The following is a 15342-nucleotide window of genomic DNA, read 5'->3' on the forward strand; positions in this document are numbered from 1 at the left end:
GTGAAGATGAAACAACCCTCTGTAAATATTAAGAATAAACGGGCTACGTTTGATTACGAACTGATAGATACCTACACAGCAGGTATTGTACTGACCGGTACTGAAATCAAATCCATTCGTTTGGGAAAAGCCAGCCTGGTAGATACGTTTTGTTATTTTGCGAAAGGCGAATTGTGGGTGAAGAATATGCACATCGCCGAGTATTTCTATGGTTCGTATAATAATCATACGGCGCGTAGAGAGAGGAAGTTGTTGCTTAGTAAGAAAGAATTGGAGAAACTTCAACGGGATATGAAGAATCCCGGTTTTACGGTTGTTCCCGTACGCTTGTTTATCAATGAAAAAGGTTTGGCGAAACTGGTAATCGCTTTGGCGAAAGGAAAGAAAGAATATGATAAACGAGAATCCATTAAGGAAAAAGATGACCGTAGAGATATGGCAAGAATGTTCAAGCGGTAAGTAGGACCGCTATAAGATAAATTCCGGACTGTGATAAATCCGGTCGTTGGCAGAGTGATAATTTTAGGTATAAATGTGATAGGGTAAATGAAAAAGACTATTTCGCAGATCGTATCCGAGCGCATCCTTATTTTGGATGGAGCAATGGGTACCATGATTCAACAATATAATCTCAAAGAAGAAGATTTTCGTGGTGAACGTTTCGCGCATATTCCCGGACAGTTGAAAGGGAATAATGACTTGTTGTGTCTGACACGTCCCGATGTGATTCGGGATATTCATCGTAAATACCTGGAAGCAGGTGCAGACATTATCGAAACCAATACATTTAGTTCGACTACCGTTTCTATGGCCGATTATCACGTAGAAGAATATGTGCGTGAAATGAATCTTGCCGCAGTGAAACTGGCCCGTGAACTAGCGGACGAATATACTGTAAAGAATCCCGACAAACCTCGTTTTGTAGCTGGTTCCGTAGGACCTACGAATAAAACTTGCTCCATGAGCCCGGACGTGAACAACCCGGCTTATCGCGCTTTGAGCTATGACGAACTGGCCGCTGCCTATCAGCAACAGATGGAAGCAATGCTTGAAGGTGGGGTAGACGCCATTCTGATTGAAACGATATTTGATACACTGAATGCTAAAACGGCTATTTTTGCTGCAGAACAGGCTATGAAAGTGACAGGAGTCGAAGTACCTGTCATGTTATCAGTGACTGTATCCGATATTGGCGGACGAACTCTGTCAGGACAAACATTGGAAGCGTTTCTCGCTTCCGTACAACATGCCAATATATTCTCTGTCGGCCTGAACTGTTCGTTCGGTGCCCGTCAGTTGAAACCTTTCCTTGAGCAATTGGCTGCCCGTGCACCTTATTATATTAGTGCCTACCCGAATGCCGGATTACCGAATAGTCTCGGTAAGTACGATCAGACACCTGCGGACATGGCTCACGAAGTGAAAGAATATATCGACGAAAGATTAATCAATATTATCGGTGGTTGTTGCGGAACGACGGACGCCTACATCGCCGAATATTCATCCCTGATAGAAGGTGCTCGACCACACGTCCCGTCCGCAAAACCGGATTGTATGTGGCTTTCCGGCCTTGAACTGCTGGAAGTGAAACCGGAAATTAATTTTGTGAATGTCGGTGAACGCTGTAACGTAGCCGGTTCACGTAAATTCCTTCGCCTTATCAATGAAAAGAAATACGATGAAGCTCTTTCCATTGCCCGCCAACAGGTAGAAGACGGTGCCTTAGTAATCGACGTCAATATGGATGACGGTCTATTGGATGCCAAGACTGAAATGACTACCTTCCTGAATCTTATTATGTCCGAACCGGAAATAGCCCGTGTCCCAGTTATGATTGATTCTTCCAAATGGGAAGTGATTGTTGCCGGACTGAAATGCCTGCAAGGTAAATCAATCGTCAACTCTATTTCTTTGAAAGAAGGAGAAGAAGTATTTCTCGAACATGCCCGGACTATCAAACAATACGGAGCTGCTGCCGTCGTAATGGCTTTTGATGAAAAAGGCCAGGCAGATACCGCTGCCCGTAAAATAGAAGTGTGCCAACGTGCATACCGTCTGTTAGTCGATAAAATAAATTTTAATCCCCATGATATTATCTTCGACCCCAATGTGCTCGCCGTAGCTACGGGAATCGAAGAACATAACAACTATGCGGTAGACTTCATTGAAGCTACCGGATGGATAAAGAAAAACCTTCCCGGTGCGCACATCAGTGGTGGAGTAAGTAACCTTTCTTTCTCTTTCCGTGGCAATAATTATATCCGTGAAGCCATGCATGCCGTGTTCCTTTATCATGCCATCCAGCAAGGGATGGATATGGGAATTGTGAACCCGGGAACTTCCGTTCTTTATAGCGATATTCCGGCCGATGTACTGGAGAAAATCGAAGATGTTGTTTTGAACCGCCGCCCTGATGCAGCGGAACGTCTCATTGAATTGGCAGAATCTCTGAAAGCAACAATGAGCGGAACCGCGGGAGAATCGGCTGTCAAGCAGGATGCTTGGAGAGAAGGATCTGTTCAAGAACGTTTGAAGTATGCTTTGATGAAAGGAATTGGCGATTTTCTCGAGCAGGACTTGGCAGAAGCACTGCCTCTTTACGATAAAGCGGTCAATGTGATTGAAGGTCCGTTGATGGATGGAATGAATTATGTCGGTGAACTTTTCGGAGCAGGTAAAATGTTTCTTCCGCAAGTGGTAAAGACTGCCCGGACAATGAAAAAAGCCGTTGCTATCCTTCAGCCTATCATTGAATCGGAGAAAACTGATGGAGCAACCTCTGCCGGAAAAATATTACTTGCTACTGTGAAAGGCGACGTGCACGATATCGGAAAGAATATCGTTGCCGTGGTGATGGCCTGTAACGGTTATGATATTGTTGACTTAGGAGTGATGGTGCCCGCAGAAACAATCGTTCAGCGTGCTATTGAAGAAAAGGTAGACATGATTGGATTGAGCGGTTTGATAACTCCTTCACTGGAAGAAATGGCTCACGTAGCCGTTGAATTGGAAAAGGCAGGATTGGATATACCTCTTCTGATTGGAGGAGCTACTACCTCAAAGATGCATACAGCATTGAAGATTGCTCCTGTGTATCATGCTCCGGTGGTGCACTTGAAAGATGCGTCATTGAATGCGGGTGTTGCTGCTAAACTGCTGAATCCGCAGGCGAGAGCCGAACTGGTGAACGAATTGAAAACTGAATATGAGACACTTCGTGAAAAGAGTGGCATGATGAAGCGTGAAACCGTTTCATTGGAAGAAGCACAGAAAAATAAGTTGAACCTATTTTAAAACATTACCACAATGAAAAAGATTTTCTCTTTCCTATGTCTGTTCATGGTAGTAACTACTATGATGTCATGTTCTTCTGCAAAAGAAGAAAAAGGAACGTCCGAAACCGGAAATGCTGCATTGGATAATATCTTTGAGCGCAAAAGCGTGCGCACTTATCTGAATAAAGGAGTGGAGAAAGAGAAAATCGATTTAATGCTTCGTGCCGGAATGGCTGCGCCTTCGGGAAAGGATGTCCGTCCTTGGGAGTTTGTCGTAGTGACCGACCGTGCCAAACTGGATTCGATGGCTGCCGCACTTCCTTATGCCAAAATGTTAACTCAGGCTCGCAATGCCATTATCGTTTGCGGAGACTCTGCACGTTCGTCTTATTGGTACTTGGACTGTTCTGCCGCCGCACAAAATATTCTTTTGGCTGCCGAAAGCCTGGGATTGGGAGCTGTATGGACAGCAGCCTATCCTTATGAAGACCGTATGCAGGTAGTACGCAAGTACACCAACCTTCCGGAGAATATTCTTCCGCTTTGTGTCATTCCTTTCGGCTATCCGGCTACAAAAGAGAACCCGAAACAGAAATTTGACGAGAAAAAGATACATTATAATCAGTATTAGTAAACAAAAGTTTTGTCTTTTCAATAAATTCCTTACATTTGCGCCTTAATTGATTAAAATCTGATACGCAAATGTTTGGAATAGAAGACCCTTTTATCATTATACCATACCTGCTTTCGGTGGTATGCGTGATTTTTGCTGCCTGGTTCGGGCTGAAATATTGGAATAAGGACGATGAAAAAGACGAAACACGATGAATACATTTACACTTGGACTGATTGTGATAGCTTATCTGCTGTCACTCGCCTATCTTGGCTTTTTAGGATATAAGAAAACGACGTCTACCAGTGATTATCTGGTGGGGGGACGACAGATGAATCCTATCGTGATGGCGCTTTCTTATGGTGCTACGTTTATTTCAGCATCTGCTATCGTGGGGTTTGGTGGTGTGGCCGCTGCTTTCGGAATGGGTATCCAATGGCTGTGTTTCCTCAATATGTTTATCGGGGTTGTCATTGCCTTTATCTTTTTCGGGTTACGTACCCGGCGTATGGGAGCAAAATTAAATGTGAGTACCTTTCCTCAATTATTAGGCCGTCACTTCCGTTCACGTAATATACAGGTATTTATTGCTGTTGTCATTTTCATTGGAATGCCACTTTATGCAGCCGTCGTAATGAAAGGCGGGGCGGTCTTTATCGAACAGATTTTTCAAATAGACTTCAATGTCTCCTTATTGATATTCACATTGGTAATTGCTGCTTATGTCATAGCGGGTGGTATGAAAGGGGTAATGTACACAGATGCTTTGCAGGCAGTTATCATGTTCGGCTGTATGCTGTTTCTGTTATTCTCTTTGTATCAGGTGCTCGGTATGGGCTTTACGGAGGCAAATAAGGAATTGACAGCTATTGCTCCGTTAGTCCCGGAAAAGTTTAAAGCGTTGGGGCATCAGGGATGGACAGCGATGCCTGTGACGGGTTCTCCGCAATGGTATTCATTGGTAACTTCCCTTATTTTAGGAGTTGGAATCGGCTGTCTTGCGCAACCGCAGCTGGTGGTTCGTTTTATGACGGTAGAGAGTGGCAAGCAGTTGAATCGTGGTGTGTTTATCGGTTGTTTCTTTCTGATTATAACGGTAGGGGCTATCTATCATGCCGGAGCGTTGAGTAATCTTTTCTTCCTGAAAACAGAAGGGGCGGTTGCAACAGAGGTAGTACAGGATATTGATAAGATTATTCCCTACTTTATTAATAAGGCAATGCCCGACTGGTTTGCGGCACTCTTTATGTTGTGTATCCTTTCAGCCAGTATGTCTACACTTAGTTCACAGTTTCATACGATGGGGGCTTCGGTAGGTTCAGATATTTACGGAACTTATAAGCCGCGTTCACGGGGTAAACTTACCAATGTAATCCGTCTTGGCGTATTGTTCTCCATTTTAGTCAGCTATATTATTTGCTATATGCTGCCCCATGACATTATTGCCCGTGGAACTTCTATCTTTATGGGAATCTGTGCGGCTGCTTTCCTGCCGGCTTATTTCTGTGCTTTGTATTGGAAGAAAGCTACCAAACAGGGTGTAATGGCAAGTCTTTGGGTAGGAACACTCGGAAGTTTGTTTGCTCTTGTATTCCTTCATCAGAAAGAATCTGCAGCATTGGGCATCTGCAAAGCTCTGTTCGGACGGGATGTATTGATTACTACTTATCCTTTCCCAGTCATTGACCCGATATTATTTGCTTTGCCTTTATCGGTATTGGCTATTGTGGCAGTTAGTTTGGTAACCTATAAAAATAAGTAGTAAGTTACTTTCTTTACGCTTTGATTTTCTTTTTGTAAGATTCATAGCGTGACATAATGTCGCGAACGAAATTGTAAGTCTCTATGCCACGGAAGTAACCGTTTTTACAAACGGGGTCGGTGAAGTATTCTTCATTGCTTTTGAGTAAGATGAAGTTTTCTACATTATCTTTCCATACCAGTTTGTTCTTTCCGTATTTCTCGGCCAGTGCCATGGCATCGTAAATATGTCCTAAACCGGCATTGTAGGAAGCGAGGATAAAGTTGAGACGTTCCTCTTTATCGGGAATCATACTGAAACTACGGTCGGTAGCAGTAATATACTTGATGGCAGCCTTAACGCTCTCTTCCGGGTTTTGTTCCTTTCCGGCAGGCACTCCCATTGCCCGGGCAGTGGCGGGCATTAGTTGCATGAGTCCTTTGGCACCTGCCCAGGATACGGCTGTTGTGTCAAAATTGGATTCCGTATAAGCCAGAGACGCAAGCATACGCCAATCCCATCCAATGTCTTTGGAATACTTTTTGAATAGATCATCATAATGGGAAATCTTTCCCTCTCTCAATGAAAGGATAGGAGAGTGGGGCATCATTTTACTGTTTTCAAAATAACGTTTCATACTGGCAGTATAAGCAGGAGATGTCATGTTCTCCTGATGCCATTTAGTGGCGGCTTCGGCTAGTTCCGGGCTGTCTTTCCGTACTGCCCAGGAAGAACGCTGGTCGAAACTGATAGATAGGTTTATATCCAGATTGGGATAATACGTCTTATTTAGTTTTGCTAAATCATTGTCGGCCACAGTATATGGTATTTTACCTTGTGCCACTTGTGTGATTAAGTCCTCGGTGGTGATACTGTCATTGTTCACTTCATGGATTTGGATGCCGCCGCCCAGTTCGCTGTTCAGGTTGACAAGGCGGTCATAATACTTTCCGGGTTTTACATAGATGTCTTTTCCAATCAGTTCGGTAACATCTTCCAAAGGCTTCTGTTTACCTCTCCCTTGCTGGACAATCACCTGATGGGTTATCACATCTTCCCCACAATAAAGGAGACTGTCTTTCCATTCTTTGGTGATAGGCAGATTGTAGGCAATCATGTCTCCCTCGCCTGCCAGTAATTTCCGAATCAGTTCGTCAACGTTATTGGCGACTTCTATTCGAAGTTTTAAACCCAGGCTTTTGGCAAACTGTTCGCTAAGTTCATACTGGAAACCCATTTCCTGTCCCCGGTAAATGAAATATGAAGTAGAGCTATACAATGTCAATACAACCAATTCGCCGCTATCTTTTATCTGTGGAAGATCGCGGGCAGATTCATTCGTTTTACTATGTTGCTTGTCACGGCATCCGATTACGCAACAGAATAGCACAAGGAATAAAGGGATAATCAGTGGCTTGACATTCATTTCTCAATTTTCAATTTTCAATTTTTAATTCTTAAGGTGTTTTTTGATGTACATTGTCAGTATATCGATAGCTACCTTGTTGCTACCGCCTTCAGGCACAATAAGATCGGCATAACGCTTGCAAGGTTCGATAAATTGCAGGTGCATCGGCTTCAGAACCCGCGTGTAGCGATCCATTACAGCTTCGGCAGTTCGTCCGCGCTCGATGACATCTCTTTGGATAACACGTATCAAGCGTTCGTCGGGATCGGCATCTACAAATATTTTAAGATCCATCATGTTGCGTAGCTTCTTATCACACAAGGCAAGAATACCTTCGATAATAACGACTTCGCGTGGCTCGATATGAATCGTTTCGGGTTGGCGGGTGCAGGTCAGATAGGAATAGGTGGGCTGTTCGATGCTTTTGCCTTCTTTCAGCGTCATGACGTGTTTGGAGAGCAAGCTCCATTCAAAAGCATCCGGATGGTCAAAATTGATATTCTGGCGTTCTTCGACTGGGACGTGGCTACTGTCTTTGTAGTATGAATCCTGCGGTAATAACACTACTTCTCCTGCGGGGAGGCTTTCTACTATTTTCCGTACGACGGTGGTCTTTCCGGAGCCAGTTCCGCCTGCTATTCCTATAATTAACATCTCTTTAAGTGTATATTTAAACTAAATAGACTAATTTTGCATTTATATTAATGTCATATGCATTAACAAGACAAATATAGAAACAATTCATTAAAATAACAACGTAATGGTAAAACACATTGTATTATTTAAGTTAAAAGACGAAGTTTCCGCTGCAGAGAAACTGGAAGTCATGACTAAATTTAAGGAAGCGATAGAAGCACTTCCTGCCAAAATCTCTGTAATTCGTAAAGTGGAAGTCGGATTGAACATGAATCCCGGCGAAACATGGAACATTGCGCTTTACAGCGAGTTTGATACTTTAGAAGATGTGAAGTACTATGCAACGCATCCCGAACACGTGGCTGCCGGTAAGATTTTGGCAGTGACGAAGGAAAGCCGTGCGTGTGTAGATTATGAATTATAACCCCCCAATTACAAAAGAATGAAAAAGTTAATTTCTTTTCTGCTTCTAAGCTTTGTAGTGTATGCACTGCAAGCGCAGATTAAAGATCCTGTGAAATTTAAAACGGAGTTGAAATCTCTTTCTGATACGGAAGCGGAAATTATTTTTACCGCAACCATTGATCAGGGGTGGCATGTGTATTCTACTGAACTTGGAGATGGCGGACCTATTTCCGCAACCTTCAACGTTGATAAGAAATCAGGTATTGAACCGGTAGGTAAATTAAAACCGGTAGGTAAAGAAGTAGCGACTTTCGATAAATTATTCGAAATGAAAGTACGCTATTTTGAGAATACGGCTAAGTTTGTTCAGAAGGTGAAGTTCACAGGTGGAGCCTATGCAATAGAAGGTTATCTGGAATATGGAGCTTGTGATGATGAAAGTTGCCTGCCACCTACTGAAGTTCCATTCAAATATACAGGTGAGGCTAAAGCCGGGAATACGGCTGCGGCGGTAGCTAAAGAAGATAAAGCAGAAAAAAAAGAAGAAACAGCTCCTGCTCCTGCTGAAGTGAAAGATTCTGCTGCCATGATGGAATTGGTTCCCGCTACTCCGGTGGATGCTGCTACGGATGTTCAGTCGGCAGTTAGTTCCAGTGAGCTTTGGAAGCCGGTTATCAGTGACCTGCAAGCGTTAGGCGAAGAACATGGTCAGGAAGATATGTCCTGGATCTATATTTTTATAACAGGTTTCCTCGGTGGATTAATCGCTTTATTCACTCCTTGTGTATGGCCGATTATTCCGATGACAGTAAGTTTCTTCCTGAAACGCAGTAAAGATAAAAAGAAAGGTATTCGGGATGCGTGGACGTACGGTGCATCCATCGTTGTGATTTATGTAGTGCTGGGATTGGCTATTACGTTGATTTTCGGTGCCAGTGCGCTAAATGCTTTGTCTACCAATGCCATCTTTAATATTCTCTTCTTCCTGATGCTGGTAATTTTCGCTGCTTCATTCTTTGGAGCATTCGAAATCAGACTGCCGTCAAAGTGGGGAAATGCAGTAGATAGCAAAGCGGAATCTACCACTGGATTATTGAGCATTTTCCTGATGGCTTTCACACTTTCATTGGTATCTTTTTCTTGTACAGGTCCGATTATCGGTTTCTTGCTGGTACAGGTATCCACAACAGGAAGTGTCGTTGCTCCGGCAATCGGTATGTTGGGCTTCGCCATCGCATTGGCTTTGCCGTTTACTCTGTTTGCTCTGTTCCCGTCATGGCTGAAATCTATGCCGAAATCAGGCGGATGGATGAATGTAATTAAGGTAACGCTGGGTTTCCTTGAACTGGCATTCGCGCTTAAGTTCTTATCAGTAGCCGACCTGGCTTATGGATGGAGACTGCTTGACCGTGAAACATTCCTTGCTTTATGGATTGTTATTTTTGCTTTGCTTGGACTCTATCTGTTGGGTAAGATTAAATTCCTGCATGATGACGATAATAATAAGGTAGGAGTTACCCGCTTCTTTATGGCGCTGATCTCTTTGGCGTTTGCCGTATATATGGTTCCCGGTTTGTGGGGAGCACCTTTGAAAGCAGTAAGTGCATTTGCTCCGCCTATGCAGACGCAGGACTTCAATTTATATAAGAACGACGTACATGCAAAATTCGATGACTATGATTTAGGAATGGAATATGCGCGTCTGAATGGAAAACCTGTTATGCTCGACTTTACCGGATATGGTTGCGTAAACTGCCGTAAGATGGAAGCAGCAGTATGGACTGACCCGAAAGTGAGCGATTTGATTAATAACGACTATGTTTTGATTACACTGTACGTGGACAACAAGACTCCGTTGACTGAAAACGTGAAGATTGTAGAGAATGGAACAGAACGTACTTTGCGTACCGTCGGTGATAAATGGAGTTATCTGCAACGTGTGAAGTTTGGCGCTAACGCCCAGCCTTTCTATGTATTGCTCGATAATCAAGGTAAACCGTTGAACAAGTCGTATGCTTACAACGAGGATATTCCTAAGTACATCGAGTTCCTGCAGACCGGATTGGAAAACTATAAGAAAGGGAAATAACAACAGTTTCCCTGATAGACTGATAATAGAAAAGCGGCCTCATCCTTTCGGTGAGGTCGCTTTTTTGAATAGAATAGATTGAAATATTGATGAAATTACATCGGTACTTCCATTAGCAGAAGTTGGGTTCCTTTTGATATATGTATCGGGAATGATTTAGTATCCCAGATACCAATACCGTCACGCTTGGACAGACGTTCTTCCGCTGCTGTGATTTCTCCTTCGATGACGAAGATATAAACTCCGTTTCCTTCCTGGTGCATCTTGTACTCTATTGTTTTTTCCATATCGAAATTTCCCATAGAGAACCATGCATCCTGTTTGATAGAAGCAGGTGTCTTACCGTTAGGAGAAAGAATCAGTGACAGCTCGTTCTGTTTCAGCAACGGGCGGATATCGAAGTTATTATACTCCGGCTTCGTGTTTTCGACTCGTGGAAATACCCATATTTGCAGAAATTCCAGTTGTTCCTTGTCACTTCCGTTGTATTCACTATGATAGATTCCGCTACCCGTACTCATCACCTGAATGTCTCCCGGAGTAATGGTTTTCGTATTTTGTACACTGTCACCATGCTTCAGGTATCCTTTCAGAGGGATGGAAATAACTTCCATATTTTTATGCGGATGTGTATCAAATCCCATTGAAGGGTCTACACTATCATCATTCAGCACTCTCAATGCTCCGAAATGAATTCTTTCCGGATTGTAATAGTTGGCAAAGCTGAATGTGTGATGAGTCTTGAGCCAGCCGTGGTTAAAATAGCCTCTTGACGAAGCTCTGTCGATTACTTTTTTCATAATCTTCCTTTCTTTTTTAAATAGAACTTTGTTGTGCGTATTGTTTGCACTTTACTACTACAATAACAATGAAAGAGTATATAAAGTTCCCGACGTTGACTAATCAAAGATATTTCTTACTTTAATGCTGCTGTCATTTTACCGCAAAGAAAGTTTCCAATCCGCTTTCACTATCAGTGCCGACCATTATTTTGAATTTGCCCGGTTCCACGACCTTTTTCATATCAATATTCCAAAACGCCAAACTATGTAGTGGGAGTTCGAATACTACTTCCTTTTCTTCACTTGGAGCCAATTCTATTCTTTTAAATCCCTTTAGTTCCTTTACTGGGCGGGTGACTGAACCTACAAGGTCTGATATATAGAGTTGTACAACTTCTGTTCCCTTATATTGCCCGGTATTTTTCACTTTGACGCTGATTGAAAGTGTGTCGTTCGGAGTAACTATTGCTTGGGCTACTTTTAAATCAGAATACTGAAAAGTTGTGTATGAAAGACCATATCCAAATGGGAATAGAGGTTGTGTTCCTAAATCAAGATAATAGGAAGAATGTCCTAATACCGACTGTTTGGCATTTAAAGGTATCTCGTCTAAAGACTTTTCTTTTCCAGTGGCCGGACGTCCGGTATTAGTATGGTTATAATAAATGGGAATTTGTCCTACCGCCTTCGGAAAAGTAACCGGTAGCTTACCGCTCGGTGTTGATTTACCAAAAAGAATGTCAGCCAGTGCATTACCGCCCATTGTCCCGGGATGCCAGGCATATAGAACAGCATCAGATAGGTTTAGTTCCTCGCTGATAGTTAATGGGCGTCCGGCCATAATGACTGTAATTAGTGGTTTATTTGTTTCGCTTAACTCTTTGATAAGCTCAGATTGCGCTCCTTGTAATTTTATATCAGCCAAACAATGTGCTTCTCCCGATAAGATAGCTTCTTCGCCCATGAATGCTATAATAGCGTCTACTTGGCGTGCCTTCGCTAATACCTGATTGAAAGTAGACGTATTTTTATCTCTACTATATTCCAATCCTTTAATAAAATGGATTTTCACTTTGTCACCATACATTTCTCTTAGTGCTTTTATAGGTGTTTGTGTTCTTTCTATTTCTCCATCCATTGTCCAGGTGCCAAGTTGGTCGTGAGGAGCATCGGCCAATGGACCTACTACTAGAAGATTTTTAATCCGGGAAGATAGAGGTAATGTGTTACTTTCATTTTTTAATAAAACAATTGATTCCTCTGCAATTTTCTTGGCTGTCGCTAAATGTTTCCCGGAATATGTTTCTTCAGGTCTATTTATATCCGTATATGGAGAATCAAACAAACCGAGCCTAAATTTTAATCTTAGCACATTTCGCACTGCGTTATCCAGTGTTGCTTCAGATACTATATCTTTAGCTATCAGCTCTTCCAAATGCTGAATGAATGATTTGGAAGACATTTCCATATCCAGTCCGGCTTCTATGGCTTTTCGGGCTGCATCTTTTCTGTCTTCTGCGAAACCATGTTTTATCATTTCAGTCACAGAGCCCCAATCGGAAACAACCACTCCGTCAAAGCCCCATTCTTTGCGAAGAATGTCCTTTAATAATGTGCTATTACCAGTAGCCGGAATTCCGTCATTATCATTAAATGAAGTCATTATGCTGGAGCAACCTGCTTTTATTGCCTTCTCAAAAGGTGGCAGGTAAACATCCCTTAATTGCCTGTCCGGAATATGAGTTGAATTATAATCCCGTCCACCCTCTACTGCTCCATATCCAATGAAATGTTTGGCACATGCCGCCATTGACCGGGCATCTGCCAGATTATCACCTTGAAATCCTTTCACTACGGCAATAGTCATTTTTTCCGTCAGGTATGTATCTTCACCAAAACTTTCGGCAATACGTCCCCATCTGGCATCCCGGGATATATCTATCATGGGAGCAAACGACCATCTGATGCCATGCTCTGTTGCTTCTATGGCTGCTACTCTTGCACCTTCTTGTATCAGTTCCGGATTGAAGGTGGCAGCTTGTCCGAGAGGTATGGGAAGCATCGTTTTGAATCCATGGACAACATCACGTGTGAAAATTAATGGGATGCCGGTTCTTGATTGTTCGCAAGCTATTTTCTGTAGTTCGTTGACAACTTTGGGCTCGGTAACATTCATTACCGAGCCAATTTCTCCTTTTCGTATGATTACTTTCAAATCTTCAATTGTACCGCGTCCGTCAAGTTGGTTTAATTGACCTATCTTTTCCCGGATAGTCATTTTCGATAGTGTTGAGTCAATCTTTTGCTCTAAATTCCGATTCTCATTTTGAGCATGTGAATAACAAAATATTGATAACAGGTATAGCAAACACAAATTCTTTTTCATGTATATGTAAAGTTTGTATATATGTTTATTTAATAGGTATAAATAGTACAGCGTCAGCTATAACTGTTCCGGTTGCACTTCCGGTCGATACTTCTACATAGGGAATGGAGTTTTTATGAAAATCGTATGTTCCCAGTGCTATCCACTCGCCCGTAGTTTGTCCCTCTACTTTTACGCTGTCTTTATTGATAACAGTTGCCCAGCTATTGCTTCCATCTGATATGGAATATGTGATAGTTGGTGATATGTCTTTTCTCATGTGATAATAAGTATATACCTTATATTTTCCTTCATGCTCTATCGTCGGAGTGAAACGAACGGGTGAACTGTTGTGTTTCTTGGATTTCAGGAAAGTCGGGCCATATCCTCCCTGCTTTCTTATAATTTCCCAATCATTATTGGCAGACATATCCAGTTCACTGTCATCTATAAGTATTTCAGAAAAACTACCGTCCAATAAAGGATTCTCATGCAATACTGCCTGTACTTTCTTTATATCAATAGACTGTACACTTCCCGTGTTGATTGCTTCCGTTGCAGCGATGGCGGCAGATTGAGCTAATACCATAAACACGGGTTCCATACGAATGGAACCATAAGCGATGTGGCTGGCAGAGAGACAAACGGGAACAAGTAAGTTTTTACATTCTTCTTCCTTGGGGATGATGGAACGATAGGATATAGGGTAGGGGAGCCCTCCGCCAATTTCCACATTTCCTTCATTTTTTACCATATATCTGACAACTATGCGCTGGCAGTTGTGGGAATCCATGGTATATGCAGCCATGCCAATACCATCAGTTACAGTTTCCCGTCCCTCACAATGTGCTTGTGTCATTACATAGTCGCCTACCATTCTCCGGCTTTCTCTGATATATAATTGAGGTGACCAATGATTGTCTTCTATGTATTCATCTTTAGGATATCCCCATGCTTGAATTTCATCTCTTAATTTTAGGGGAACTCTGGGATCGGACTTGTAGAAATAAAGCAATCCCTGGGTATAGTCTTTATGTGCTTTGATTATTTTTTCCCTTTCTTCGTAGGATGCTTCCGGATAGTTATGATTCATTCCAATCATATCAGTGGAAAATCCTCCCCGATTATTTATATCTGTCTTGTTGTTCGGCATCCGACTCCAAATGAAATAGTGGTTTAATCTCCTTTTATCGGGTTGTGCATCGAATAAACGTAGCAGTAATTCATATTTAGTGGAATCATAATTTTCCGGGCGGGTAATTTCAACTTTATTTATAGGATCGTTAGTAAGGCAAATGCGGTAATTATATGCCTGTACTAACTTGTCGCCTGTTCCGTCAGGTGAAAGTGCAGCAGGACTAATTCCCCATAATAATCCACTTGTAGAATCACCTTGTACCTTGTATGGGTCTATTCCATCGGGAAATTGATGCCCTTTCATAAGTTGTACACCATTATAAGTCTCATGATACAGCTTATTATCTTCCCGCCCTATCGTATAAGAAACACCTGCTTTTGCCATTAAGTCGCCTTCATACGTACAATCAATAAAAACTTTGGCAGATATGGATTTGTCAGGCTTGGTTCCGTCAGAGCTTTCCAAAGCAATATTTTCTATATATCCGTCTGTAAGACGGGCTTCTGTGATTCTATATCTGTATAACACCTCAATATCTGCCCGTTTCACATAATCATTGAAGATACTGTCTGCCACTTTAGGTTCGAATATCCATTGCTCTAGTTTACCGTAATGAGCTCCTAAGCGACGGTAGAAGTCTTTCGATAATCCGGTTACTACTTGTTTGTTTCCTATATCGGTAAAGCCCAGTCCGCCGGAAGTTAGTCCGCCGAGACGGCTTTGCGGCTCAATAAGCAATACTTTTTTTCCTAACAATTTAGCAGAGTATGCTGCTATTACTCCGGCAGAGGTACCGCCATATATACATATATCGTACTCTTCTTTTGGATTACTCTTGCAACTGAATAGCAGAGTAAGGACGGTCAATGATAAAATAAGTTTCTTCATAT

General features: G+C 42.3%; 12 protein-coding genes. 7 read left to right on the forward strand and 5 right to left on the reverse strand.

Annotated features, from left to right (window positions below; genetic code table 11):
* Positions 1-6: 6 nt before the first annotated feature.
* The 5 genes from smpB to HC965_RS11845 all read left to right on the forward strand — a co-directional run bounded on the left by smpB (position 7) and on the right by HC965_RS11845 (position 5650).
* Positions 7-459 (forward strand): SsrA-binding protein, encoded by a 453-nt coding sequence (gene smpB, locus HC965_RS11830; RefSeq protein WP_022139564.1) that lies wholly within the window; start codon positions 7-9, stop codon positions 457-459.
* An 87-nt stretch (positions 460-546) separates the two neighbouring features.
* The gene (gene metH / locus HC965_RS11835; protein WP_191031643.1) at positions 547-3294 is read left to right on the forward strand and encodes a methionine synthase; all 2748 of its coding nucleotides are present in this window, start codon (positions 547-549) and stop codon (positions 3292-3294) included.
* Positions 3295-3306: 12 nt separating this feature from the next.
* Entirely contained in the window at positions 3307-3906 is a 600-nt protein-coding gene (locus HC965_RS11840; protein ID WP_191031644.1) for a nitroreductase family protein, read from the forward strand.
* A 71-nt stretch (positions 3907-3977) separates the two neighbouring features.
* Positions 3978-4103: a symporter small accessory protein gene (locus HC965_RS26680; protein ID WP_223854845.1), complete on the forward strand. Its 126-nt coding sequence runs from the start codon at positions 3978-3980 to the stop codon at positions 4101-4103.
* Complete coding sequence (locus HC965_RS11845) at positions 4100-5650, forward strand: sodium:solute symporter (protein WP_191031645.1); 1551 nt, start codon at positions 4100-4102, stop codon at positions 5648-5650. The genes HC965_RS26680 and HC965_RS11845 overlap by 4 nt, the downstream gene beginning before the upstream one ends.
* Before the next feature lie 13 nt (positions 5651-5663).
* On the opposite strand, the gene HC965_RS11850 is transcribed toward HC965_RS11845, so the two are convergent.
* Together HC965_RS11850 and udk are read right to left on the reverse strand one after the other, a co-directional pair.
* The gene (locus tag HC965_RS11850) at positions 5664-7055 is read right to left on the reverse strand and encodes a transporter substrate-binding domain-containing protein (RefSeq protein ID WP_191031646.1); all 1392 of its coding nucleotides are present in this window, start codon (positions 7053-7055) and stop codon (positions 5664-5666) included.
* A gap of 24 nt (positions 7056-7079) precedes the next feature.
* A complete protein-coding gene (gene udk / locus HC965_RS11855; RefSeq protein ID WP_191031647.1) occupies positions 7080-7691 on the reverse strand; it encodes a uridine kinase in 612 nt (203 codons plus the stop codon).
* A gap of 106 nt (positions 7692-7797) precedes the next feature.
* Between udk and HC965_RS11860 the strand changes: the two genes are divergently transcribed.
* Together HC965_RS11860 and HC965_RS11865 are read left to right on the forward strand one after the other, a co-directional pair.
* Entirely contained in the window at positions 7798-8097 is a 300-nt protein-coding gene (locus HC965_RS11860; protein ID WP_191031648.1) for a Dabb family protein, read from the forward strand.
* Positions 8098-8115: 18 nt separating this feature from the next.
* Positions 8116-10167: a cytochrome c biogenesis protein CcdA gene (locus tag HC965_RS11865; RefSeq protein ID WP_191031649.1), complete on the forward strand. Its 2052-nt coding sequence runs from the start codon at positions 8116-8118 to the stop codon at positions 10165-10167.
* Between the two features lie 95 nt (positions 10168-10262).
* On the opposite strand, the gene HC965_RS11870 is transcribed toward HC965_RS11865, so the two are convergent.
* The 3 genes from HC965_RS11870 to HC965_RS11880 form a co-directional block, all read right to left on the reverse strand.
* Entirely contained in the window at positions 10263-10967 is a 705-nt protein-coding gene (locus HC965_RS11870) for a pirin family protein (protein WP_191031650.1), read from the reverse strand.
* A 133-nt stretch (positions 10968-11100) separates the two neighbouring features.
* A complete protein-coding gene (bglX, locus tag HC965_RS11875; RefSeq protein ID WP_191031651.1) occupies positions 11101-13335 on the reverse strand; it encodes a beta-glucosidase BglX in 2235 nt (744 codons plus the stop codon).
* 25 nt (positions 13336-13360) lie between these two features.
* The gene (locus HC965_RS11880) at positions 13361-15340 is read right to left on the reverse strand and encodes an FAD-dependent oxidoreductase (protein ID WP_191031652.1); all 1980 of its coding nucleotides are present in this window, start codon (positions 15338-15340) and stop codon (positions 13361-13363) included.
* Positions 15341-15342 lie beyond the last annotated feature (2 nt).

The sequence above is a fragment of the Bacteroides sp. GM023 genome (assembly GCF_014750685.1).
Classification (GTDB): domain Bacteria; phylum Bacteroidota; class Bacteroidia; order Bacteroidales; family Bacteroidaceae; genus Bacteroides.